This window comes from Symplocastrum torsivum (assembly GCF_059505465.1).
Genome location: NZ_JCACKQ010000121.1, coordinates 89,110 through 111,819, shown reverse-complemented (window position 1 = coordinate 111,819; position 22,710 = coordinate 89,110). Strand labels below are relative to the sequence as shown.

The following is a 22,710-nucleotide window of genomic DNA, read 5'->3' as shown; positions in this document are numbered from 1 at the left end:
GCTACGCGATCGCCAGCAATCAGCCCTACCCGAAATCGCAATTGGGCTGTTGCCGTATGCGCTCCAATTTAATCAAGCGATCGCCATCTGCTGACGTAGGAAAGAACGAGGCTGCTGCATGAGAGGATAAGCTTGATTGTCGGCGCTTTCTGACTCTCGGTTCACAGCGTCCAGGACGTTCTGGAACGGGTTTGTGTACAATCATGGCGAGTAAAATGCGATAGATTTTAGGACGAAGGGAGCCAGAGATACCAAACAATTTGGGCATAATCTAAATCGACTAACGTTTTGAGTAACGGCCACCAAAACGCCGGGATCATGCCCCGGCTTTTTAGGTCTGTGTCGTCTCGATTCAACAGCCGTCTGGTCCACAGAAACTGTGCCCGTACAGTACCTCCGCGTCACAGATATAGATCATGCCCGCAAAATCGAGGAAAAATTTTATTGCGACCTGATCCGCAATATTCTCGGCCATATCCCGATCCGGGGTGATCACCTCGAATTTTATATTCGCATTGGTGTCAGAAACGCTGGGTTGTCCCGACGAGCGCACGTTGCGACTGCCTTTACCACCGGTTTCCAGAACCGTATAACCGGTTGCCCCGGATTCTTCGATGATATTGGCGATCTTTTTCAGCAGAATCTTTTCCGTGACGATGACAAGCTTTTTGGCTGGCTTAGCCATGTTGGTTACCTCCTTACCGTAATTGATCTTATATATTGAGTCGCTTGGTCTGCCGGGTCAAGGGAGCGCCGACAGACCGCGACCCATCTGGGATTAGCCGCCACCTATCGCCTGGGCAAGTCCGAGGAAGAGCGGTATTCCCAAGCCGATCGCAATGGGTGTACCGATGGCTGTGGATGCGCCGATGTATGCAGAGGGATTGGCCGACGGAATCCCGGCTCGCAACGTGGGCGGACCGGAGATGTCTGAACTGGAGGAGGCAATAACAGCGAGGATCACAACACCGCCCAGGCTGAATCCTGTGGTGTAGTGGGCAATCATGCCGAGACCGAAGGCGATGAACCCATGCACCAGCGGTCCCACTACGCTATACACGACGTACCACTGGGCTACCTTGCGCAGTTCGCCAAGTCTTGACCAAGCCTCCATACCCATGACCAGCATCAAGATCGAAAGCAAGCCGCGGAAGAGGGGGTCGTAGAAGCTTTTATAGACACTTTCCGGCTGGGTGAACAGGCCAAGAGCAATGCCGAGCAACATTGCCGATAGGGCAGGACCCTGGAGGCTTTCCTGCACGATCGGCCATATTTTGACCCGATTATCCGCAGGCTGCTGCTTGCTGAGATACTCTTGCCGGCTGCTGGGATAATCGCCTGCTGCAACGGTCTGCTTGCTGAGAGACTCGCCTGCTGCACTACGCTTCTTCTTGCTGAGATAAATGTTTGCCACCACAATCGCCGTTACGAGCGCTGGGATATCCATGAAGGGATAGAGTGCGGCAGCCCATGCCTCGTATGGCATGTTTTGTTCTTCCAGTAGTGTCAGGGCTGCAGCCATGGTAGAGCCACTCACAGCACCAAACAATCCCCCGGTCGCAATCGCATCCACGGTGTTGACCTTCGGCAGCTTGGCCAACGTATAGCGCGCGATGAATACAACAAGAACCCCTACTGCTACAGCAGACGCTGCGGGTATCACCATCTCCGTCAGGTTGGAATTGCGGATCGCCTGACCACCGGTCAGACCGATTTTCATGAGCAGCATGAAGACGATGATCTGATTAATCGCTTCTGGAATTACCAATTCGCTACCAAGGGCGGCAATGACCATACCACCAATCAAAAACCCGAGTGTTGGGGACTGCAACTGCTTAACGAAGTCCATTAAGAACAAGGACAAAAAATCCACGAATACCTCCTTCTCCTCTGATGAGGAGTATTGCAATAAATGAACTAAAGGAACTTTAAAGAGTTAAAGAGAGTAAGAGTGAGGCGCTTCACCCCTACAACACAGTCATGGGGCCAGTGGGTTCAGAAATCAGCGTAGGAGTACCACCAAATAACGCCGCAAAGAAACCGACGCAAATAGCACCATACAGACCACCGATGGGTCCGACTCCGGAAGCAACCCCGAAAGCTAGGGCAAGGGGTAATGAGACAATGGCAGCCGTGACACCTCCGAAGATGTCACCTCGCACATTGTTAAAACGAATACGATTAGTAATTGACATGGAAAAGTGACAGACAGAATAGTAGGACAGTATCGACTTTGAACTATTGAGCGATCGCAAGGAGAAGTTTTGCCTTGCCAACGGAATCAGCCGTAGCACAATAGAGCAGATTTAAATGACAATCTGCCTCCACGTCCTCAGAGATTCCAAATTTTTGGGTGATTTAATTCTTTAAGATTTTTTTAATATACGTTAATTTGCGTATGAATAGTCATTTCTTAACCAAGAGAACAGTCAATTTTTCATTGGAAATTCTTAGCTTTTCCATAGATTAGAGCGACCAACCTATCGGTTGCTGATTCACTGTATAGAGAGCGGTGTACTGGGTGATGACTAATGGTGTGAAATCCCCCATTATTTATGCTAGGCATTAATTAGAGCTTTTTTAATAAGCTTGAAAGCATTGTGAAACAAAGTTTTCAAGATTAATAGTTATACCAGTCTTGACAAATTGCCACTTGTCTTTCTTGAAAAAAACTCAATTGTATTAAGAATAGTTTATGGAGGAATGGGAGTTTGATCGAGCGTTAGCGATCGCTCTCCCAAATATTAAGAAAGATGCGATTAATGCATAGGGGGATGAGCTTAATCTCTAATATAATTCCCCAACTTCCCATCTCTTACAACAATCCCCGATAATGAATAAACACCAAAATAGCCGCCCAAGAACCTAACGCGACTTTTACTGCGACGAGGATGTTGAGTAGGGGGATAACCCCGCCGCTAAAAAGTGCGCCCAACTCTCCGTGCGGTAATTCTAATCCGGCTAGAGTGATAACCGACAGGACAATGAAAATAAGAACCGAAACCTTTTCCCATATAGCAGCGTGCCAGCGCTTGTAGATGTCCTGCATCCACTCCGATGATGAGGTAATCGCCACAAGACCGATCGCCGTTCCGCCCGCAACTCCAGCCGCAAAACCACCCCCCGGACTCAGATGCCCCCGAATCGCCAGTTCGATACCCACCAATGCGGCAATTGTTGCTCCCAGACGCGCCATAACAATCGAGGGTTGATCGGTGAACTGATAGATCGTGCAGAATGGTCTTTCATCAGCCAGTAGAAACTTTGCACCCATTACCGCGATCGTAAATACCACCACTTCAAAGATCGTGTCATACAGCCGATTCCTGAGAATGACAGCCGTAACTGCATTAGGTACTCCACTATCTTGTACAAGCGCTTGGACGATCGAGAACGATAAGTCGGGTGCCGGATTGGGCATGATCAGAAATTTGACGAACAGCGCTATCCCTGCTGCAATGTAAACCCATTTCATTTATGTTCCTCCCCTGAGTCTGGTGTATTTATATAGGTTAGGCTTGTCGCTGGTGACGAAAGTTCGGTTCGCATGATCTCATAGAGGCGTTGAACCCTAGTTGTGGTGTGATAGAGTTGCTGTTCGTCCTCAGTTGCTACGGAGTCTTGATTATCGTGCTCTGGTCTGGCACAGGTCGCATGGATTTCTTTGTCCATCAGCGCTCGGTGCAAAGCCTGCGTATTCGTGTACGGGACTAGCTCAAGACGCATATAGTGTTTGCCAAAAATTGTTCGTAAGTCATTCATCAGTTGCTCAAAATGACCTTCGTCATCTGCCTTGATCGCCCCGTCTTCGAGTACACCCAGACGCATTACCAGCGATGAACGCACTGCGATCGCATAAAGCGTAATCGCCAGCAGAGTACCCATCAATGCTTGCGTCAAAGCAACATCCGCCGCCCCGAAAACCGCAAATACCAATGCCGCTACTGCTCCCAGTATTCCCTGGATTACCAGGGCATGGTAGGGATTGGTCTGAAGTATCAGCATGAGCGCGGACAACGGTAGCAGGGCAGTTATGACATAGATATAGCTATCACTCATCGTTCCCTCCTGTGCTGGAAGAGTATGCCAATACATACCCCAGCACTGTATTCCAGATTGCTAAGGTGATAATGCCCAGGATGAGCAGGGGCCATTCACTGGGTATTTTCAGGAGCAGTCCGACGATGATGAGCATACTCCCAAGCGTATCTGCAACCGAAAGAGTATGCAGCTTGAATAATACTGATCGGTGACCGACTAGGGGAAAGGTTCCCCAAAACCAGAAAAAAATTCCTATACCTATGAAGGTATAACTAAGCGCGTTGATCATAGTTCATTTATGCGTTTAAGGACTTGTGCCAACAACATTAATCCGGCATTACCCACACTCAGGATGATCACCCCTGTAACACCGAGCATCCAATCATCCCGTAAGACGGATACGACTAGAATCATGATTGATGTTTTGGTGGCGATACTTGAAAATGCCAACATCTTCTGCCAGATATTCTCATCCTGCCAAGCCTCGTACATGGGTATGAGCAGAGCCAGAATCATTGCAATCAGTACCAAGTTCATGCCTTTTTCCTCCTTCGTACCCAGTGAACTTCATACCAGCCATCTTCGTGGTATTTCAAAACAATGGTCTTGGGCGTAAAGGTGATCAGAAATATATCTAGGAAGATGAGTCCGGGTGTCCGTCCGGCTTTGACTCGTTCCATCGTCACATCCTCGTGACTATGGGGACGGAAGATGATTTCAAATGCCTCCCTATACGCCTGGGGAATCGCCACTATGACCTCACCCAGCACACGTAGCCAATCTTTTAATGCTTCCGGGGTTTTAGGGCGTCCCGGTAATAGGAGGGCGACGGCTATGCCGATGATAATATTTGCCACACTCAGGTTTGCGGTGAGCAAAAACCAGATGACCAGTCGCAATATCAGATTCAGATGTCCAATCATGCCATTACCATCCAGAAGAGAAGGAGCAACATTAGACTCATGCCACCGATCAGATGCTCAAATTGCTCCACAACACGGGGCAGCTTGAGTACAGATCGTTTAAAAATCAAAAGATACGCCAACCAACCAAGACCGATGGTTGCCAGTGGTTTCACGATATTGGCAAGGGTATAAGCCTCGTAATAGGCAATGTTTGCTATAAACAGACCACCGAGCAGCAGAATCGTCGCTGGCCAGAAACCGGGCTTTACTGCCTCCTCGCCGTCTGCTTTATGGGGCAAGAATATGAATTTGGCAAATGAGATTGCCGTTCCCAAAGCCGCAATGTTCATGGCGATCGCTTGCCAGGGCAGAAGATTCTTCGTCGTCAACACCTTCGCCCCGAAGCCAGACAACAAGGGAAAGCCTGAGATCGAGAAGCTGGCGATGACCAGAGCAATCCAGACCATTGTATTGATTGGCCGATGTTGCAACTCCTTGAAGTTGCGGCTCGGTAAAGCACCTGCAATTAAGAAGAGTGCCGATTTGACCAGTCCGTGAGTCAGTGCATAAAAGCCACCTACGATTGGGGCAGCAAGGACAAAGCCCAACTGCGAAACCGTATGAAACGCCAGCATCCGCTTGGTATCCTTTTCAAAGACGGCATAGAACACGCCCAGCAGCGCTGTCCCAACTCCGAAAATCCGGATGAGTGGATCGACCTCCTCCACCATCAGCGCACAACGCACTAGCGGATAAACTCCAGCTTTGACCACAACTCCCGACAGCATCGCTGACACTGGCGTCTCCGATTCGGAGTGGGTCAACGGTAACCACAATCCTGATACAAAGATTCCCCCCTTAACCAAGAGTCCCAGAAAGATCAGGGCAAGCGCTTCCGGTGGTGCTCCGCGCAAAGCTGCAAAACTAAACGAATGATTGGTCTGATAGGCTAATACCGCACCTATCAGATAAAACAGCATAGCCGTGTTGCTGATAAACAGATAACGCAATGCCACCCAAATCGAGCGATCGGTGCGGGGATAGGCAATCAAGAGAAACGCGGCAATCCCACTGACCTCTAACGCCACGTATAAACTGATAAAGTCCGCACAGGCGAACGCGGCATTGATGCTGCCATGCAAAATAATGGCTTGTGCATAAAAAAAAGCCGTCTTACCGCTGTGCCAACAGTAGAGGATGACTGCGGCTGTTACTAGCGCATTGGTCAATATAAAGTAGGCGCTTAACTGATCGACTATTAATGTGACGCCGAAATGATCGAGTAACTCTAGTGTCAGCGGCGACTTTTCGACAAATAGTTGCAACGCATATCCAGCCGAAGCAAATGCCGTGAACAGTGCGAGGTATCGGTCAAGTTTGGGGAACAGATAAATGGTGAACCCCAAGAAAAACGGTAGTGCGATCCAAGCAAGGGTAATGGTATTCATGGGGTATTGCTCTTCTCGATCTCGTTGGTTTCCAGGGTGGGATTATCGCGTGCCAGCTTCATGACACCGACCAGCATTACGCACTGAATCGAAAAGCCGATCACAATCCCGGTCAATATCACCGCCTGGGGAACCGGATCGGAGTAAGCGGCATTTGCGCCGTCTGAAACAATGGGTGTGAATAAGCCATCTCGTGATGCAACCAGCACGTAATAGGCGATAACTCCTGTGCTCATGACATCCATCGAGATGATCTTCATAACCAGGTTCTTTTTAAGGATGATGCCGAAAAATCCACAGAATATTGTTGCGAAGACGAATGCTTCTAACACGGGAATTGCCTATGAGTAAATATCTGTCAAATGGTGCTAAAAGATATATAGCACTTTTTAATAGTGCTAAAAACCCTTAACACTATTGAAAAGTGTCGAGGTAAACGATAGACTCATGCCACACCAAGGTGTTGGTTTGAGCTTGCGATCGGTAGGATGAAACACACAATAGCCGGATGAGAGAATCGATTCGTAGTAAATCAATGCCTAACCTCAGCCCTGACTCGCCCACCGATACCGTTGGCGGCTTGCCAACTAGTGAAGGCGTGCCGCAGAAAGGTTTCTACACTTCAGAGCGGGACGCTAAAGCCGTGAATTTTGTGGATTTATCAGCACCATTTCAATTGGTCGGGCGGCAAGCGCAATTTCAACGCATTACACAGGTTCTAGCCCGTGATGGCAACTTGCTGATTGTTGGAGTGCCGGGAAGCGGACGGCGGACTCTGGTACGACGGGCGGCTCAAGAAGTTGGGGTAAAAATCCTGGAGGTTGACTGCATCCGGGTTACCGATGGTCAGCGCTTCGTGCAACTGCTGTGCGAGAGTATAGACCAGACGTTTCAATGTGCAACGGTTCAAGCTCTAATGCGAGAGTGGATTGAACGCAAGGCACCTGAATTATTTGTCCTGAGAGACGAAGGAAGTGGCAGACAGAGGCTGAAACCTGTTCGCGCAGAAAGCCAAGAGCAGCAATGGGGAGCATTTGAGGGATTACTTAATCTCCTGCAAAGGTTAGCTGAATCTTCGGGCGAACGGGTGGTGCTGATTTTGGAAAGCTTCCCCCACATCCGCTCTTGGGATCGCAATGGGGTGTGGGAAAAATTTTTGAGGAAAGAGATCGAGCGTCAGACTCAGGTGAGTTATGTGTTGGTGGCAACGATCGCAGAAACCAGTCTTCATCCTGATGAACCAGGCAATAGCTTGGCAACCGTGCAGTTGGCTCCCTTATCCGACGATGTAGTCGCTGCATGGGTTCAGGCAGTTTTGCATGGCGAAGGGCTGACCTTCGATCCGCGATCGCAAGCGCTGGAACTGTTTGTCAATGCGGTACAGGGACACTTAGGCGATGCTTCGGCACTGGTGCGACGCCTCAAGTCGGTACGAGTTTCTGATGGGCTAATTCGCAACGAACACGTAGAGCAGGCGATTCAAGAACTGCTAACTGATTTGTCGATGGTTTTTGAATCATTACTCATGCTGCTGCCAGCCAATCAGGCACATCTGTTGGAGTCTCTGGCGTTAGACCCTACTGACAAGCCACAAAGTCGAGATTACATTCACAAGCATTACCTGTCCAGAGGAGGCAGTCTGCAAGGTGCGATCGCAGGATTGCAGCACAAAGGCTTGATTTACGGTTCTGAACAAGGCTACCGACTTGCTCTACCTCTATTTGCTTTGTGGCTTCGCCAGCGCTTGAGTTGATAGCAAACGTGCGGGAGCGATCGCTTAAAGGGGTAGTGCAAGATGTGAGGTGGCTGAATGCTATATTCAGCCTATCAGCGCCTATCTGTGAAGGTAGCCTTTATGACACAGGAACTAATCGACCTAAGAACCAGCATCTTAGAAGGACGCTATGCAGATGCTTTGGCGATTGTAGATGAGCTAGAGGGGATGAGTAAACAAGCAATCCTCCGTAATATCGAATCTTTTCTAGTCAGGATGCTGGTTCACTTGATTAAAAACCAAATTGAACAGCGTTTAACTAATTCTTGGGTAGCTTCAATTTCTGATTCTCTCCGACAAATTCAAAAATTAAATCTCAAAGAGAATAAAACGTCTTACTACATCAAGCAAGATGAATGGGAGCCTTTTCTAGAAGAAGCAATTGAGGCGGCAATTCGTCCGGCAAGTGTGGAAGTTGTGGATGGTGCCTACAATTCCTTTCAACTCTCAGAGTTGGTGAAAAGAACAGAGATAATGATGACCGCTCAGAGATTGCTCGATTTAACGTATGAACATTCGGCAAAGACATTACCAACAATCATTGATGAGAATTTAGTTCAGCTACCAGGTGGAGAAGAGTGGAAAGAGGGTAGGCAATAAAAGTGGCTCTCTTGCTGCTTTGTTCTGCAAAACCACTCAGTTAACAGCCACCAGTTTCCAGTCACGACAATTCTATGATGAACGGAGCTGTTTTGAAGGGGGCATTCCTCAATGGAGCCAACATGAAAGAGACATCCCTTGTCGTAGCCAACCTGGAGGGAGCCAACCTTAAGGACGCTAAAAATCTTAAACAGGAGCAGATTAAAACAGCATTTAGAGATAGCTACACTATCCTGCCAGACGATATTAATGAATGATCAGAACGTTGGATGCAATTTGAGTAAGTGAAAGCCGCCCTCATCACCCAGCAAAAACGCGATCGCTCCTCTCACCTGACATTAAAATTAGTGCTGCGGAGAACCTTGATCGCACCTCCCCTCTTGAGCAACGAAAAGAGCGATCGCTGTCTCAATTATGTTCGCCAGTTATCCAGCCTCAGAGGATAACCTAATGCTTGAATCCGCTGATAGTGAGACAAGTTGCCAGTTACCAAAGTTAAATCGTGTTGTAGAGCAATGGCAGCAATCATTGAGTCAGGATAACCAATTGGTCGTCCTATTCTTTCTAAATCCGCATAGATACACCCTGCCAATACTGCATCATGCAGTTCCAGCATCAAAACTTCTTCAGTGGTAAGTGTAGCCAGAAACTCTTGAACTCGGTCTTCTCGCTGACGCTTGTGCCAACCCTGGACAACCTCCATAACTGTAATGGTAGAGATTGTGTAGCAACCGAAAACAGCACGATAAGCAGTTGCTTTAGCTATAACCTGTCGATTAATCCCCCTGAAAATTTCAGACACAATATCTGTGTCAAGCAATGCCTTTTCCAATGGTTTGATTGAATGACTGTGCTGCCCGATTTCTCAAGGCTTCTTCAAGTATCTCACCAACTAGCTCAGGTTCATCTGCAAACAGTCCCATCCAAGGATCTTTTGCCACTTTTGGCGCGGCTAGTAATTTGATGACTTCTGCAATCAGTTCCGGCAACGTACATTTGCGAGACTCTGCCAGAAGCTTGGCACATTTAAGGGTTTGTTCGTCCAGTTCAATTTCTATCTTTGCCATGTTGCCTCCTGTGCGATCGCAGTTGTCTGCAATTTTAGCGTTGTCAGCCTGCAGTCTTCTCCCCTCTTCAGCAACGATAAGAGCGATCGCTGCTTTCTTCACCTTCCATCAATCGTCTGATTTAAGCAATTCTATAAACTCCTCTCGTGTCAGTTCAGCATCACGCAGTATCTTACCTAGCAAACCTATGCCGATGGTTTTGCCAGCATGAACAGGTATCGTCACTACTCGTCCATCCTCATGCTTCATCCGTACATGACTCCCTTTTTGTCGAATCACCTGAAAGCCTACTTTTCCAAGAACCCTGATAACTTCATTACCTGTTAAAGCAGGAAGTTTTGGCATTAAATCACAACCTTTTGAATGCCTACAAACTCTGGAATATTTTCATCCCCTTCTTCTTCTAAACAGAGTTCAATAACTTCCTTAATATTGAAGAGTAACTCATCAATAGTTTCTCCTTGGCTATAACAGGCTTTGAGTTGAGGAACTTCCCCAACATAATAGCCATCTTCATCCCGTTCAATGATGACGTAGAATTCTCGCTTAGTGGCTTCCATCTTTCTCAGAATAAGGCAGTTGTCTGCAATTTTAGCGTTGTCAGCCTGTAGGGGTTTTGAGCGATTCGGGTGCAGGATAGCTAACGCTTCACGCGCCTCCTCTGTTGGGCAACGATAAAAGCGATCGCTTTTTGTCCGAGATTTTGCTGAAAGGAACTTGTCGCAGTTGTTATAGTGATTCCAAAGCCTCAGAGAGGTCATAATGCAGATTACGCTCGATCTCCCCGAAGAACTCGTATCGCGACTGAGTTTGCTAGAAGACAAACTACCGCAGATCTTGGAATTGGGACTACGGGAGTTAAATGCTAGTTCTCAAACAGGTTTTGCAGGCATAGCTGAAGTATTAAAATTTTTAGCCACACTCCCCACGCCGGAAGAAATTATTGCCTTGCGTCCCTCCGAAGCCTTGCAAACTCAGATTAGTAGTCTGCTAGAGAAGAACCGCACCCAAAGTTTAACGCCTGCCGAGTTACAGATTTGGGAGCAGTACCAGTACCTGGAACACTTAATCCGGATGGCAAAGGCGAAAGCATACCTAAAACTTAAGAGATTAAGTTAGGAATGAGCCGCACCTATATTCCATCTGCGCTCAGACGCCTTGTTTGCGATCGCGCCAAAGGATGCTGTGAATACTGCCTGATTTCTGAAGCTACTACATTCGCCCCTCACGAAATAGACCATATCATTGCTGAAAAACATGGCGGATTAACCGAAGCTGAGAACTTAGCACTCTTATGTACGCTGTGCGACAAACATAAGGGAAGCGATATCGCCTCAATCGATGCAGAGACAACTGAAGTCGTTCCGCTTTATAATCCTCGTCGGGATAAGTGGCACGAGCATTTTCAACTCAGTGGTGCTGAGTTTATCCCTCTAACGCCCAAAGGTCGTGTAACAGTTCGTCTATTACAACTGAACCGCCCTGACAGAGTAGAAGAGCGTAAGCTTCTCATAGAAGCTGAGATGTTCAACCTACCTGACTAGAGCAAATATTTCGTTGAAGTTGTCTGCAATTTTAGCGTTGTCAACCTGCACTCTCCTCCCTCTCTTGGGCAACGATAAGAGCGATCTCTCTTTGTCTAACACTCTTTGAAGGGAAGCGATTGCAATTTCGGCTTGGTGAATACAGTAAGGGCACCCAGCAAGGAGTGCCCCTACGAAATGTACTTTGTGGAAGTGCTATTGGTTCGACAAGCTCTCCACACTGAGGGGAACCATGTCCCCGCTTGTTGTCAATCCCAATAACATCCGCTCTTGCGGTCGAATAAACTTGCCCGTCAGCACGCAGCGTTCTTCTTGCTGAGCCGTTGCCTCCATGCTGGCTCGAATATCAGACGGGGAAAATTCGGGTCGATAATCACCGGATTTTTGCTGCACATAGTTCCAGAGGACATCTCGTATCAGAGCTTGATATCCTTGGTTGCCAGAGAGATCTTTAAGCTTCTCTTTCAATTCGCGCTCTAGACGAATGCTGGTTACTTCCATGTCGGTCGTTGCTGTGCGGGCGAGAGTACGAATCATCATTTTTTTTTCCTCAATTTGTGGACATGCTCGTAATACAAGTGTAGTATTTAGAAAGTCAGCTTTCAAATCCACTTCACCAAATTTCTCTTCTGTGAGCCTTCATCTATCCCACTCCACCCCATGCCCTGAAACTGCTAGCCCCCGAGGTTGGCAATCAGCAGGAATGTCGGTGGAGTTTTTGTTTGAGGGCAGATATGGCTCAAGGGCCCAGCAGACAGAAAAGATTGGAGATCAATTTAATAAAGATGCCCGTAATTTAGTGGCATTTGATGGACAAATAGATAAACGCAGCGGGAGGTACAGGCACAAAATCGCCTTACCGACATAGGACGAGAAGACCCTATTTAAGTTTTTTCAACCCCCGCTCCTAACTAAAAGAAGCGGGGGTTTTGATGTATGAGGAGTCAAACCGTGACGAGCGCAACTGAAGTGCTAAGGCAATCAGTGGTGGTGTTCTCCAAGAACTACCTGCCAGTCAGCCGGGTCAACATCAAACGAGCGATCGCGCTTCTCGTAATGGGGAAAGCCGAACCGCTAGATTTTACCGATAGCAAAGGCTACCTTGTGCGTTCGCCGAGTGTAGTACTGCTGGTACCCGAACAGATTCGTTTGACGATTACCGATGCTGAGCGGGTTTGGAGAGTTCCTCCAGTGAATCGCAAAGAAGTCTTACGACGGGACAAGCATACCTGCCAATACTGCGGTAGCACGAAACAGTTAACACTCGATCACGTTCTTCCCCGCTCAAAAGGCGGAAAACAAAGTTGGGACAACGTAGTTATAGCCTGCGAACGGTGTAATAGCCTTAAAGGCAATCGCACCCCAATCCAAGCGGGAATGACACTACGCACCAAGCCCAAAGCCCCGATGCACCCGACTGTTGCCTTTGCGGAACAGTTCTGGCGTGAACAGCAAGTAAACCTGGACTAGCAGGAGATTCATAGCTGATGCTGAAACTCACTTATACAGAAAACGGCTTTTCTCTGGAGCGTTTGTCTCAGTCCTTGGAGGAGTGGGTGACAACGCGAGTGATTCTGGCGCTGAGGGCGGCTTCCAGCCTCTGCGTCGAACCCAGCACTGCCTCGTTCCTGCTTCCATCTGACTTACCTCAGCTCAATCATCTTGAAAGGATGCGGGAAGGAGAAGATGCGATCGCTTTATCGATTTGCGATGCTGAGTATATTGAAGTTAGCCTCCAAGGAACTTGGATGACTTCAGACTCTGATGGTGAAACAGGTATCTTCGTCACCTCCATGAGCTATGCCGTTGAATTCTTCTTGCTCAAGCTTTGGGAGGAGTCTCAAACCCGTACTCGCTGCCTTCCTTAACTAAATGGAAGCGTTAACTACAAATTGAGTTGAAAAGTTCTGAGGTAGCACTGCGGTGCTACCTTCGCTTTTATAGGGGCAAGCGGAGAACTAAACTGATATGACCTCCTATTACCGATTGAATTTAGTCACGTTTTGTTTACTGTTATCAATTAACGGTTAACAGTGAACCGTCAACAAACAACGAATTACTTACTTGGTTTCGGAGCCTGTATATCGAATTTCTGTCCAGCACCATAGGAGTCAATGTCTACTGCTTCGGAGCCGCCACTGACTAGGAGACTGAGCATTGAACCCAACTGCACCCAGACAAGCAAAGCCGGTAGCAGGACAATAACTGCCCCAATGGCATAGCTTAGCCAGGAGGTAAGACCAAACACCGAGAGGCTGGCTCCCATAAATAGACTTAGAAAAGTACACATTCCTATATAGGCTATTCTTATGTCAGGAGTATCGTAAGTAATTTGTTTCTCTGACTGACGGTTGGTATCCCACTTAGCCACCTGGTATTCCAACATATCTTTAAAAATGAACCCAAAGGCGATCGCAAAGAAATTAGTCACCATGATTATGGTGTATACGGGAGGATTCACAAAGGGTTCAGGATTCATAGCAGATTTAGTAAATTAAGATTTGTAAAGTATTGTATCAGGTAGAGCAGGAGTTTCTCCGTATCTCCTTGAAAAGGTTCTGAGTCCTCACGAGAAGAGTTTCATCTTGAACCACGCAGTTCTGATAAGATAAGCGTTGTCTGCTGCAATATTTCCGCAACTTCCCCGCAAGAGAGATGCAAAATCTTCATCAAGAAGCAGCTTGCTAGCACGCTAAGATCGCATCACTTGTGTAAAGTATTAATCAAGTTTTCTAAAAAGTAAGTATTAAGACTCAGACTAAGGTCAACAATAAAAGTATTGCCAATGACTTGGCTAGCTCTGGGTGCATGAAGAGAGCAGAAAGGTCAGAGCGACCGCACACTTGTTTTTGCTATAGATCAACGAGACGCTAACGAATAGGTCAATTAAGGGTTGCATCTGAGGTGGCTTTGACCAGCCATGAGTCCACGTAATTTTGATTTATTTGTCAAACATTCATGATAGCCTCCAAACCCTTGAGCATGTCCCTTGAAAGCCAAGAACTTCTAGAAGTGTCCACTGAAAAGGCTGAACTGATTGAGCAGCTATTAGCCATTGGTACAGCGCTTTCGAGCAGCAACAATTTAGATGAATTATTGCATCTAATTTTATCCAAAAGTAGGGAAATTACTTGTAGTGACGCAGGTAGCGTTTATCTGATAGACCGTAGTAATGTAATTCCAAAGTTGCTCTTCAAGGTCGCGCAGAATGATTCTCTACCGAGAGATTCCTTTCAGGAATTTGCGATGCCTCTGACTAAAAAAAGTCTAGCGGGGTATGTAGCGCTGACAGGTGAAAGCTTAAATCTGCCAGATGCCTATCAATTGCCATCGGATGTGCCTTACCAGTTGGATCGGAGCTTTGACACTAGTATGCCTTATCGCACCTGTTCGGTATTAGTGCTGCCGATGCAAGATCAAGATAGGGAAATTATCGGTGTCCTACAGCTAATTAACCGGAAGGTAAAATCCGATATTGTTTTGACACAACAGAATGCAATGGAGGTAACTCAACCTTATACCGAGTGGGAAGAACGCATTGTGCGATCGCTTGCTTCTCAAGCCGCCATTTCAATTGAACGTAACCACTTGCAAAAGAGTATTGAAAATCTGTTTGAAGGGTTTGTAAAAGCGTCGGTTCAGATTATTGAGGCACGAGATCCAACAACCTCTGGTCACTCGGAACGAGTCGCTGACTTGACTGTGCGCTTGAGTCAAGAGGCGAGTGCAATTAATATGGGGCCATTGCGGTCAATTTATTTTAGCGATCGCCAAATTCAAGAAGTTCGCTATGCAGCACTATTGCACGACTTCGGCAAAGTTGGCATTCCCGAAGCAATTTTAGGTAAGCAGAAAAAACTTTATCCTTCACAGCTAGACATCATTCGTCACCGCTTTGCTTTGGCACAGCGCACCTTAGAAATGGAATGCGCTCAAACAAAATTCAAGTATCTAGTTGAACACCCTAGCCACACCCATCAGGATGACTCGTCTTCCTCTGGCTGTTCCCACTGTGAGAAGTTAGAAAAAATTGATACCCAGCTAGCTCAAACGATTGAAACTCTAAATTACTATTGGGAGCTACTACAAGAACTTAATGAACCTGATGTTTTGCTGACAAGAGAATTTCAGGCTTTTTCTGAAGAAACTTCGGCTCAACTAGCCGCTTTGTCACAATACACCTATCGAGACGTTGATGGGGAAACTAAACCCTTGATTTCTCAAGCTGAGATGGAGCAATTGTTAATACCTAGAGGGAATTTAACACCGCAAGAACGCTTGGATATTGAATCACACGTTACTCATACTTACCACTTTCTTGAGCGGATTCCTTGGACGAAGCACCTCAAAGGCGTTCCTGCGATCGCCTACGGGCATCATGAGAAGCTAGATGGTAGTGGCTACCCCCAAGGCTTGAAACAAGACGAAATTCCTATCCAAAGCCAGATTCTCACGATCTCGGATATTTATGATGCTCTCACGGCTAGCGATCGCCCTTATAAGCGTCGGTTACCTGTGAACACCGTTCTCCACATCCTGCGACAGGAAGCTGCCAAAAACAAAATTAACAGTGACTTAGTTGAGTTATTTGAGCAACGCCAAGTGTTTACCGTTTTGGGCCACACGTTGCCAGTAGACGTTCATTCGGTTGCTTGATACTGAGTTGCACTCAAGGATGCGTACTGATTCGCTGAGAGAGAAAGGGAAAAGGCGAAGGGGCAAACGGGCAATTGGTTCCTTTTCCCTGTTTCTTTCTGAGAGCTAGACAGAGCGAGTTTTTGAGCCGTTTGCCCCATCTTCCTCCCGAACTGTTTGCAATTCTTATCTTTCGCGCTACTTTTCCCCACAGATTCCCCAGCGTTTCCACACAGCCTTTCAAAGTTTTCCACAGATTCCCACGAGTTTTCCACAAGTGTAAACGGTAGAATCGGGGGTTCCAGTCTTACTGGGGATTTCCTCAAGTGAATCTCTAAAGGTCAAGGTGGACTGAGTTCTTGTAAAGTTATGTAACGGAAATCGGGTTTTAACCCTGATTCTTTCGTGGCAATTTTGAAGGTTTGCGAGGGGTTGTAATATTTCGCAGCATTGACAACCCCACCCCATCTCAGCCGACAATGGTGCGACCAACCCATAAAAGTTTTGAATTGAGAAAAGCGATCGCGGCGGTAGAAGTGGGTGCTTTTTCCAAGTTCATTTGTCGCAAGCTTTCAGTTGGAAAGTCGGTTCCTCTCCGGCGCTGAAAGCAAGGTTTGCATTGTCCCAACACGCACGAAACGAGAGTTAAATATATATGAACGCAACCGTTAGCATCCTGGCAGAAATCCCTGAAGACCTGCACGAATCCCTTAAACGCTACCTGGAAACCCATCCTAGCTGGGATCAAGACCGAGTTTTTGCGGCAGCATTGTCGCTGTTTTTGCTCCAAAATGGGAGTAGTAAGACACCAGAAGCCTCCCAGAGCTATCGCGCTTGTGCGCGTGTCTATTTGGAATCCCTGTTTCAGCATCCTGCCTAAGTTAGGGACTGGGGATTAGGGGGTTTCTCAAGGGGAGGTTTCTAATAAAGGCTCTCAGTGATGAGGTGAAGGGGAGGTGGAGTGATAAGTGAAAAACTCCGACAGTTTATGTATGCTAACTTCCTAGCTCCCCACCTCCCTACCCCCCAGTCGCTAGTGCAAGAAGGCAGAAGGCTCTTATGCAGGATGCAGAAGGAATATTGCTTGTACTGTAAGCTTTTTAAACTTTTTCAACTGGATAGTTATTTCCGCCCCCCAATCGCTAGTTACCAGCCCTCAATGCCAGTAGAAACCTATGACAGAAGCTACCTCACAATCTACCCAATCTACTTTGGTTATTCCTCAGCTGATTGTAGGTTTGGGGAATCCAGAGGCGAAGTATGAGAAAACGCGGCACAATATTGGCTTTGATGCTGTTGATGCCCTAGCGAAGAGGTCACAGATTTCTTGGAATGAAAATCGTCGGTTTCAAGCACTGTTTGGGGAAGGGCAAGCAAGCAGGGTAGACAAATTACGTTTGCTCAAGCCACTTACCTATATGAACCGTTCTGGGCAAGCGATTCGTGCCGCGACAGATTGGTATAAGCTGCCACCTGAGTCAGTACTAATCATCTATGACGATATGGATTTACCAGTCGGACGTCTGCGTCTACGTCTTTCAGGTTCAGCAGGAGGGCACAATGGGATGAAGTCTGCGATCGCACATCTTGGTACTCAAAATTTCCCTCGTCTGCGGATTGGTATCGGTAAGTCGGGCACAGACAAAGATACTGTATCTCACGTTCTAGGGAAGTTTTCACCTCAAGAAACCCAGTTGATGTCAGAGGTTCTCCAAGTCGTGGTTGATGCCGTAGAACTTGCTCTCAGGCAAGGGGTTGAAAAGGCGATGAGTCTCTACAATAGTCGCAGTGTAGAGATTAATACCTAAATAGGATCGCGAACAATGTTCAGTGGTCAAAAAACCAATAACAACGAACAACGAACAACTGACAACTAATAACCAACCACTTACATAATTTGATTCAGGCAAGAAAGGTCAGCTGACCCAAAGTGGACACTCAGCGCTATATTCAAGTTTTCCAGAGATTTGATTAACCAGGGTACGCCGTCTCTCGCCGAAGTCTCGTAGTGGTTAAACAAAATGGAAAAGCGCTTTTCCAAGTAGGGCTTGACTTTCCGACACAACAACACAATCTTGAGTAACAAGCAAGTGGTTAGGGTTGCGCCTAGGTTAGTAATCAAATCGACAAAAACAAAGTGGTTAGGTCGCTGAGGACTCTCCACTACTAAGAAGTTTAAGAGTTGGCTGCAAGTTCGTACAATCAGGAATTCACTCGGCTTTTGGGAATCGCTAACTGGTAGAGTGTTTTTTAGATGAGTGTACAGTCGATCGTTAAACTGGCGCTTCCCATAGGCAGGGTCAATCGAAGCCGTCAGGTACTCATACAAATCATTTTTAAACTCTTTGTAGGAAACTGTCTGGCTAGTGTGAGTCAGGAAGCTTTGGGCAATATCCCGATAGGTATCAGAACCTTGGACTTTGCCAACAAACTGCTTAAGAGCTATCCCCAACTCGCGATCGCTTAATAGTGTAGGATTTCTGACTGGCTGAATAATTTTGTCTAATGTTTCTACAGACTGTGTACGCAAGGCTTGAGCGCGTCGCACCTGATAGGTAACGTATTGGGACAAATCAAACTCAAAGCGCCGCTGAACCCGTGATTGAATGTGTCGGACAGTCTGCTGATGCTCGTAACTACTATCTTCACTGAGAAGGCAGTGTTCATACAAGTAGGGATACCGCTGAATCAGGTTTCCTACTACCTTGGAATTATTAACTTCTGCCGTCTCACTCATCACGCGAGACAATCGCTGTAATGTTACATACTGCTCTGTCTCTGTGAAAAGCTGCACCAGTTGTCGTAGACGCCTTGCCCCGCGAGATTGCACCTTCATCGGATCAGGCGGATTTTCAAACAATGCGACTAACTCTGGAATCGCTCCTTGTTGTTGAGGACTCAACTGCCAGCGATTGATCAGTATGTGGCAGCATCGGTTGAGTACAAACCTGAAATCTTGCTCCGCCCGCTTGTCCATTGCCACCTTTTCCAAGGACAACCAGATTTGCGGGTCTACATATCTTGCGCCATCCAAAAAAAGGCGTTGGAAACGCTCAATTAACTGGCTACATGACTCTACCTGTACACAATAAAGTAGATGATCGTACAGTTGCTGCTCTTCTAGGCTAGTTTGTCGAATGTCAGTGTCTGTCCAAGTAGTCACTTTAGTGTGCCCCCTTACACGCAAATGCTAGGGCCAATAACAGGAGTTTTGTCGAGAAGATGCAAATTTAAACTTGACCTGCTCCTTAGGTAGATACTTAAAATTTAGATTAATCATAGATTATTTCTCTGATTTATGTGGGTATAATCAACGACTTACTAAATTAAGATAATCTATCCAAGGAAAAGCATATCTTGACCAAGTCTTCATTGGGATGCGTAGATATACGGCACTTTGTAAAGATTCAGTGAAGTAACCTCTTAGCCTCTTTAGACTATGTACTACCAGACCTTACTCAAGCAAAGCATAATTTTGTCAAATTAGGGGAGATAGACTTATGCCTTGTCAGATTTCGGTGACTCAGTTAGTTGACATCCTCGCAGCAACGCCAGTGAATCTATCAGAGGAAGTGGCTTTGGCTTGCTGTACGGGGATTACGACTGATACTCGCAGCCTCCAACTAGGTCATGTGTTTGTTGCGCTGCGCGGAGAAAAGTTTGATGGGCATGACTTTGCAGGAGTGGCTATTGAGAAAGGCGCGATCGCAGTAGTCAGTGACCGTCGCGCCGGGACTCAGCTTGATGGCATTCCCCAATTACAGGTAGAAGACACACTTCAGGCTTACCAGCAAATTGCTCGGTGGTGGCGTGATCAGTTTGATATCCCCATCATTGCTGTAACGGGTTCTGTAGGTAAAACAACAACCAAGGAACTAATTGCCGCAGTTTTATCAACCAAAGGCAACGTCCTCAAGACACAGGCAAACTACAACAATGAAATCGGTGTGCCTAAAACGTTGCTGGAATTAGGTTCAGAGCATGACTACGCCGTAATCGAAATGGCGATGCGGGGTTCAGGGCAGATTGCGCTATTGAGTCAGATTGCCCGTCCCACAGTTAGCGTTATTACAAATGTAGGAACCGCTCATATCGGACTTTTGGGTTCTGTAGAAGCGATCGCCCAAGCAAAATGTGAGTTGTTAGCCGAAATGCCTGCCACTGGTGTTGCGGTTCTCAATCACGATGACCAACGCTTAATTGAAACCGCCGCAACAGTTTGGCAAGGGCAAACCTTTACCTATGGGTTGGAAGCTGGTGATTTACAAGGGCAGCTGATTGATTCAGAAACACTCAGGGTTGAGGAAATGCGGCTTCCTCTGCCTCTTGCAGGTCGCCACAACGCCCTAAACTATCTAGGGGCGCTAGCGGTCGCGAAACTGCTCCAGATTGGCTGGAAAGGTCTAACAAAGGGGTTAGCCGTGGAACTTCCCACTGGGCGATCGCAACGCTACGACTTGCCTAACGATATTGTGATTCTCGACGAAACGTATAATGCTGGATTGGAATCAATGATAGCCGCGCTACATCTGTTGGCAGAAACCCCAGGGAATCGACATATTGCCGTGCTAGGCACGATGAAGGAATTAGGAGAGCGATCGCCTGAACTACATCAGCAGGTTGGCAATACAGCAGAGAAACTCAATCTCGATGCCTTGCTGATTGTGGTCGATGACCCAGAAGCAAAAGCGATCGCTTCCGGCACCACAACACTGCAAACTGAATGTTTTGACAACCGAGATGCCCTTGTCAGCCGTTTGAAGGAAATAGTACAACCAGGCGATCGCTTTTTGTTCAAAGCCTCGCGTTCAGTAGGACTCGATCAAATCATGAATCAATTTCGGGCAGAAATTTCTAGCTGAATTTTATTCCTTCAAAGTACCAGTCTTCTTAAAAGTCAAGCTAAGCCGGTTGACTCAAAGCATCAGTCAAATAATCAGCCGCCGTTTCCACTAAAGCGATCGCATTTTCATAAATCATTCGAGTTGGTCCCAAAATGCCCACACTCCCGACAGGTTGTTCCCCTTGCCGATAGGTAGCACAAACCAAGGCGCAGGTACGCATGGGTTCCAACTGATTTTCTGAACCAATTCGCACCGTCACCCGACGCTCCGATCCCAGTGTCTCCGGTAATTCAAAGATTACAGGCCAAAGTTGCTCCTGTTCCTCTTCCAATAAGTGCAGCAGCATCTTGACTTGCTGCAACTCCGAAAATTCTGGCTGGCGCAACACTTCTGAAATGCCACGAACCATGATTGGTGTAGGAACAGGTGCTTTGGCACGGCGAGTTACCTCGGCTAGCAACGTTCTTAACAAATCTGCATACCGAGCAAATTCCCGATCTAACTCACTCCAATCCAGCGTAGCCAGTTCACTAAGCGATCGCTCCCGTAGCTTACTATTCAAAAAGTTGGATAGAATCTGTAACTCCCGCTCCACAATCGACCCATCCACTTGAGCCTCATCCTTTGACTGGGGCAGTTCCATCAACACAGACTGCGTTTCATAAGAATCTGTTACCACAATTAACATCACTCGCCCTTGCTCTACCTGCACTAGCTGCAAATGTCGCAAGCGTGTAGTTCGAGTTTGAGGCATCGTGATTAAAGCAATGTATCCGCTGACAGCCGCAAGAATTTGCGCTGCATCTCGTAAGAGCTTCTCAAAGCTTGGATCTTCGCTCTTTAAATTGTCGCTGAGTAAATGCTCAACTTGACGCCCTAAAGCATCAGAAGGTGTGATTAGCTGGTCAACATAAATGCGGTAGCCAGAATCAGAGGGAACCCGTCCCGCAGAGGTATGAGGCTGATACAACAACCCCGATTTTTCCAGGAAGCCCATGCAAGAGCGAATCGTAGCAGGGCTGACACTCAAGTCATACTCTGCTGCCAAGGCTTTGGAACCCACTGGTTCGGCTGTCGCGATGTAGTGACGAATGGTTGCCCAAAGAATCTGTTGCTGTCGATTAGTCAGACTCACTTGCAGAGACATTTTGAACCAAAGTTGATTTTAATCAAATTTTAAACAGAAGCTAATGATTGTTTGGATTAGAAGATTAAGATGAACTACTAACCTGGCAGACTTCCATGCGGAAAAGTCTGGCTTGAGGTAAGTAGGATGAAGTCCAAAAGCACGTCTAGCATCTCTCGGTTGAGAGAAGTTACCAATCAAGTAGCTTGAAGTACGGAGCAAAAAGAGGCTGCGCCGTTATCTAAATTACTATTGGCTTTAAGATAGCAGAAGAATGCCAGTGACAGTGGGTTGCCGTCTTCTTCCTCTAGTACTGAGGAATACTCGAATCCACAATCAGCGAGTAGGCATCAATGCCCCCTACGATATTTTTGACATTCGTAAACCCCTGACTCATCAACCAGCGGCACATCTGAGCTGAGCGCACGCCATGATGACAGAGTACCAGTGTCTCGGCGTTCGGGTCAAAGCGAGTGTGAATATGATCTGACCAGTCAGCAAAGTCACTCAATGGGAGATTCTCGAAGCCATCGAGATGTGCGATCGCAATTTCCTGTTCTTCTCGGACATCGATTAGTTGAAGACTTTCAGGAGATTGGGCCATACGCATTGCCAGTTGTTCAACACTAATTTGAGGAACAGCTTGAGTAGAAAATTGATGTGCCATTAGATGAATTACGTTGATTTCGTTGTGAGTCTACAGGTGAATACCAACAGAAAGCGGCA

General features: G+C 47.0%; 32 protein-coding genes and 1 pseudogene. 12 read left to right on the top strand and 21 right to left on the bottom strand.

The window, feature by feature from the left end; all coding sequences use genetic code 11:
- Positions 1-25 precede the first annotated feature (25 nt).
- From AC5JL3_RS30095 to AC5JL3_RS30040, 12 genes and pseudogenes are all read right to left on the bottom strand, one after another.
- Positions 26-268, bottom strand: a complete 243-nt coding sequence (locus AC5JL3_RS30095; RefSeq protein ID WP_496077944.1) for a hypothetical protein — start codon at positions 266-268, stop codon at positions 26-28.
- Positions 269-352: 84 nt separating this feature from the next.
- Positions 353-685: a P-II family nitrogen regulator gene (locus tag AC5JL3_RS30090; protein WP_190819978.1), complete on the bottom strand. Its 333-nt coding sequence runs from the start codon at positions 683-685 to the stop codon at positions 353-355.
- A gap of 93 nt (positions 686-778) precedes the next feature.
- Positions 779-1,873 carry a sodium-dependent bicarbonate transport family permease gene (locus AC5JL3_RS30085; RefSeq protein ID WP_496077943.1) on the bottom strand — a complete coding sequence of 365 codons (1,095 nt, stop codon included), beginning with the start codon at positions 1,871-1,873 and terminating at the stop codon, positions 779-781.
- Between the two features lie 97 nt (positions 1,874-1,970).
- A pseudogene (locus AC5JL3_RS30080) lies at positions 1,971-2,195 on the bottom strand (SulP family inorganic anion transporter); the annotation flags it as partial.
- A gap of 620 nt (positions 2,196-2,815) precedes the next feature.
- Complete coding sequence (locus AC5JL3_RS30075) at positions 2,816-3,475, bottom strand: Na(+)/H(+) antiporter subunit B (RefSeq protein ID WP_496077942.1); 660 nt, start codon at positions 3,473-3,475, stop codon at positions 2,816-2,818.
- The gene (locus AC5JL3_RS30070) at positions 3,472-4,059 is read right to left on the bottom strand and encodes a DUF4040 domain-containing protein (RefSeq protein ID WP_496077941.1); all 588 of its coding nucleotides are present in this window, start codon (positions 4,057-4,059) and stop codon (positions 3,472-3,474) included. Before AC5JL3_RS30070 ends, AC5JL3_RS30075 begins: the two co-directional genes overlap by 4 nt.
- Positions 4,052-4,330 (bottom strand): monovalent cation/H(+) antiporter subunit G, encoded by a 279-nt coding sequence (locus AC5JL3_RS30065; protein WP_496077940.1) that lies wholly within the window; start codon positions 4,328-4,330, stop codon positions 4,052-4,054. The genes AC5JL3_RS30070 and AC5JL3_RS30065 overlap by 8 nt, the downstream gene beginning before the upstream one ends.
- On the bottom strand, positions 4,327-4,578 hold the full coding sequence (locus AC5JL3_RS30060) for a hypothetical protein (protein ID WP_192218453.1): 252 nt from the start codon (positions 4,576-4,578) through the stop codon (positions 4,327-4,329). Before AC5JL3_RS30060 ends, AC5JL3_RS30065 begins: the two co-directional genes overlap by 4 nt.
- Positions 4,575-4,964 carry a Na+/H+ antiporter subunit E gene (locus AC5JL3_RS30055; RefSeq protein ID WP_496077939.1) on the bottom strand — a complete coding sequence of 130 codons (390 nt, stop codon included), beginning with the start codon at positions 4,962-4,964 and terminating at the stop codon, positions 4,575-4,577. The genes AC5JL3_RS30060 and AC5JL3_RS30055 overlap by 4 nt, the downstream gene beginning before the upstream one ends.
- On the bottom strand, positions 4,961-6,394 hold the full coding sequence (locus AC5JL3_RS30050) for a cation:proton antiporter (protein ID WP_496077938.1): 1,434 nt from the start codon (positions 6,392-6,394) through the stop codon (positions 4,961-4,963). The genes AC5JL3_RS30055 and AC5JL3_RS30050 overlap by 4 nt, the downstream gene beginning before the upstream one ends.
- Positions 6,391-6,726 (bottom strand): cation:proton antiporter subunit C, encoded by a 336-nt coding sequence (locus AC5JL3_RS30045; protein ID WP_192218456.1) that lies wholly within the window; start codon positions 6,724-6,726, stop codon positions 6,391-6,393. Before AC5JL3_RS30045 ends, AC5JL3_RS30050 begins: the two co-directional genes overlap by 4 nt.
- A 66-nt stretch (positions 6,727-6,792) precedes the next feature.
- Positions 6,793-6,930, bottom strand: a complete 138-nt coding sequence (locus AC5JL3_RS30040) for a hypothetical protein (protein ID WP_496077937.1) — start codon at positions 6,928-6,930, stop codon at positions 6,793-6,795.
- On the opposite strand from AC5JL3_RS30040, the gene AC5JL3_RS30035 reads away from it, so the two are divergent.
- The 4 genes from AC5JL3_RS30035 to AC5JL3_RS30020 all read left to right on the top strand — a co-directional run bounded on the left by AC5JL3_RS30035 (position 6,930) and on the right by AC5JL3_RS30020 (position 9,214).
- Positions 6,930-8,147 (top strand): AAA family ATPase, encoded by a 1,218-nt coding sequence (locus AC5JL3_RS30035; RefSeq protein WP_496077936.1) that lies wholly within the window; start codon positions 6,930-6,932, stop codon positions 8,145-8,147. The genes AC5JL3_RS30040 and AC5JL3_RS30035 overlap by 1 nt on opposite strands.
- 102 nt (positions 8,148-8,249) lie before the next feature.
- Positions 8,250-8,768, top strand: coding sequence for a DUF29 family protein (locus tag AC5JL3_RS30030; protein ID WP_496077935.1), 519 nt, complete (start codon positions 8,250-8,252; stop codon positions 8,766-8,768).
- Between the two features lie 74 nt (positions 8,769-8,842).
- On the top strand, positions 8,843-9,025 hold the full coding sequence (locus tag AC5JL3_RS30025; RefSeq protein ID WP_496077934.1) for a pentapeptide repeat-containing protein: 183 nt from the start codon (positions 8,843-8,845) through the stop codon (positions 9,023-9,025).
- A gap of 27 nt (positions 9,026-9,052) precedes the next feature.
- On the top strand, positions 9,053-9,214 hold the full coding sequence (locus AC5JL3_RS30020; RefSeq protein WP_496077933.1) for a hypothetical protein: 162 nt from the start codon (positions 9,053-9,055) through the stop codon (positions 9,212-9,214).
- Here AC5JL3_RS30020 and AC5JL3_RS30015 read toward each other — a convergent pair.
- Genes AC5JL3_RS30015 through AC5JL3_RS30000 form a run of 4 tightly spaced genes read right to left on the bottom strand, consistent with a single transcriptional unit; the run spans position 9,181 to position 10,596 of the window.
- Positions 9,181-9,570, bottom strand: coding sequence for a PIN domain-containing protein (locus AC5JL3_RS30015; protein ID WP_496077932.1), 390 nt, complete (start codon positions 9,568-9,570; stop codon positions 9,181-9,183). The two genes, AC5JL3_RS30020 and AC5JL3_RS30015, sit on opposite strands and share 34 nt — an antisense overlap.
- Positions 9,571-9,580: 10 nt before the next feature.
- Positions 9,581-9,937 carry a hypothetical protein gene (locus tag AC5JL3_RS30010; RefSeq protein WP_496077931.1) on the bottom strand — a complete coding sequence of 119 codons (357 nt, stop codon included), beginning with the start codon at positions 9,935-9,937 and terminating at the stop codon, positions 9,581-9,583.
- A 6-nt stretch (positions 9,938-9,943) separates the two neighbouring features.
- On the bottom strand, positions 9,944-10,180 hold the full coding sequence (locus AC5JL3_RS30005; protein WP_496077930.1) for a type II toxin-antitoxin system HicA family toxin: 237 nt from the start codon (positions 10,178-10,180) through the stop codon (positions 9,944-9,946).
- Complete coding sequence (locus tag AC5JL3_RS30000; protein WP_496077929.1) at positions 10,180-10,596, bottom strand: type II toxin-antitoxin system HicB family antitoxin; 417 nt, start codon at positions 10,594-10,596, stop codon at positions 10,180-10,182. The genes AC5JL3_RS30005 and AC5JL3_RS30000 overlap by 1 nt, the downstream gene beginning before the upstream one ends.
- A gap of 1 nt (position 10,597) precedes the next feature.
- Here AC5JL3_RS30000 and AC5JL3_RS29995 point away from each other — a divergent pair, with 1 nt between their 5' ends.
- Both AC5JL3_RS29995 and AC5JL3_RS29990 read left to right on the top strand, forming a co-directional pair.
- Positions 10,598-10,954, top strand: a complete 357-nt coding sequence (locus AC5JL3_RS29995; protein WP_496077928.1) for a hypothetical protein — start codon at positions 10,598-10,600, stop codon at positions 10,952-10,954.
- A gap of 2 nt (positions 10,955-10,956) precedes the next feature.
- Entirely contained in the window at positions 10,957-11,379 is a 423-nt protein-coding gene (locus AC5JL3_RS29990) for an HNH endonuclease (protein ID WP_496077927.1), read from the top strand.
- Positions 11,380-11,574: 195 nt separating this feature from the next.
- Here AC5JL3_RS29990 and AC5JL3_RS29985 read toward each other — a convergent pair whose 3' ends face one another.
- Positions 11,575-11,913 (bottom strand): hypothetical protein, encoded by a 339-nt coding sequence (locus AC5JL3_RS29985; RefSeq protein ID WP_496078012.1) that lies wholly within the window; start codon positions 11,911-11,913, stop codon positions 11,575-11,577.
- Between the two features lie 417 nt (positions 11,914-12,330).
- On the opposite strand from AC5JL3_RS29985, the gene AC5JL3_RS29980 reads away from it, so the two are divergent.
- Positions 12,331-12,849, top strand: coding sequence for an HNH endonuclease (locus AC5JL3_RS29980; RefSeq protein ID WP_496077926.1), 519 nt, complete (start codon positions 12,331-12,333; stop codon positions 12,847-12,849).
- A gap of 17 nt (positions 12,850-12,866) precedes the next feature.
- Positions 12,867-13,247 (top strand): alr0857 family protein, encoded by a 381-nt coding sequence (locus AC5JL3_RS29975; protein WP_192218463.1) that lies wholly within the window; start codon positions 12,867-12,869, stop codon positions 13,245-13,247.
- A 188-nt stretch (positions 13,248-13,435) separates the two neighbouring features.
- On the opposite strand, the gene AC5JL3_RS29970 is transcribed toward AC5JL3_RS29975, so the two are convergent.
- Positions 13,436-13,858: a hypothetical protein gene (locus AC5JL3_RS29970; protein WP_496077925.1), complete on the bottom strand. Its 423-nt coding sequence runs from the start codon at positions 13,856-13,858 to the stop codon at positions 13,436-13,438.
- Between the two features lie 479 nt (positions 13,859-14,337).
- Between AC5JL3_RS29970 and AC5JL3_RS29965 the strand changes: the two genes are divergently transcribed.
- From AC5JL3_RS29965 to pth, 3 genes are all read left to right on the top strand, one after another.
- Positions 14,338-16,035, top strand: a complete 1,698-nt coding sequence (locus tag AC5JL3_RS29965; RefSeq protein ID WP_496077924.1) for an HD domain-containing phosphohydrolase — start codon at positions 14,338-14,340, stop codon at positions 16,033-16,035.
- A gap of 634 nt (positions 16,036-16,669) precedes the next feature.
- Positions 16,670-16,894 carry a DUF2811 domain-containing protein gene (locus AC5JL3_RS29960; RefSeq protein WP_192218465.1) on the top strand — a complete coding sequence of 75 codons (225 nt, stop codon included), beginning with the start codon at positions 16,670-16,672 and terminating at the stop codon, positions 16,892-16,894.
- Between the two features lie 295 nt (positions 16,895-17,189).
- Positions 17,190-17,822, top strand: a complete 633-nt coding sequence (gene pth / locus AC5JL3_RS29955) for an aminoacyl-tRNA hydrolase (protein WP_496077923.1) — start codon at positions 17,190-17,192, stop codon at positions 17,820-17,822.
- Between the two features lie 80 nt (positions 17,823-17,902).
- On the opposite strand, the gene AC5JL3_RS29950 is transcribed toward pth, so the two are convergent.
- Entirely contained in the window at positions 17,903-19,177 is a 1,275-nt protein-coding gene (locus AC5JL3_RS29950; protein ID WP_192218467.1) for a Sll1247 family protein, read from the bottom strand.
- 337 nt (positions 19,178-19,514) lie between these two features.
- On the opposite strand from AC5JL3_RS29950, the gene AC5JL3_RS29945 reads away from it, so the two are divergent.
- Positions 19,515-20,876, top strand: a complete 1,362-nt coding sequence (locus AC5JL3_RS29945; RefSeq protein WP_496077922.1) for a UDP-N-acetylmuramoyl-tripeptide--D-alanyl-D-alanine ligase — start codon at positions 19,515-19,517, stop codon at positions 20,874-20,876.
- Positions 20,877-20,916: 40 nt separating this feature from the next.
- Here the strand turns inward: AC5JL3_RS29945 and hrcA are convergent, their stop codons facing one another.
- Positions 20,917-22,005, bottom strand: coding sequence for a heat-inducible transcriptional repressor HrcA (hrcA, locus tag AC5JL3_RS29940; RefSeq protein WP_496077921.1), 1,089 nt, complete (start codon positions 22,003-22,005; stop codon positions 20,917-20,919).
- 286 nt (positions 22,006-22,291) lie between these two features.
- Positions 22,292-22,651, bottom strand: coding sequence for a rhodanese-like domain-containing protein (locus tag AC5JL3_RS29935; RefSeq protein WP_496077920.1), 360 nt, complete (start codon positions 22,649-22,651; stop codon positions 22,292-22,294).
- Positions 22,652-22,710: the final 59 nt, after the last annotated feature.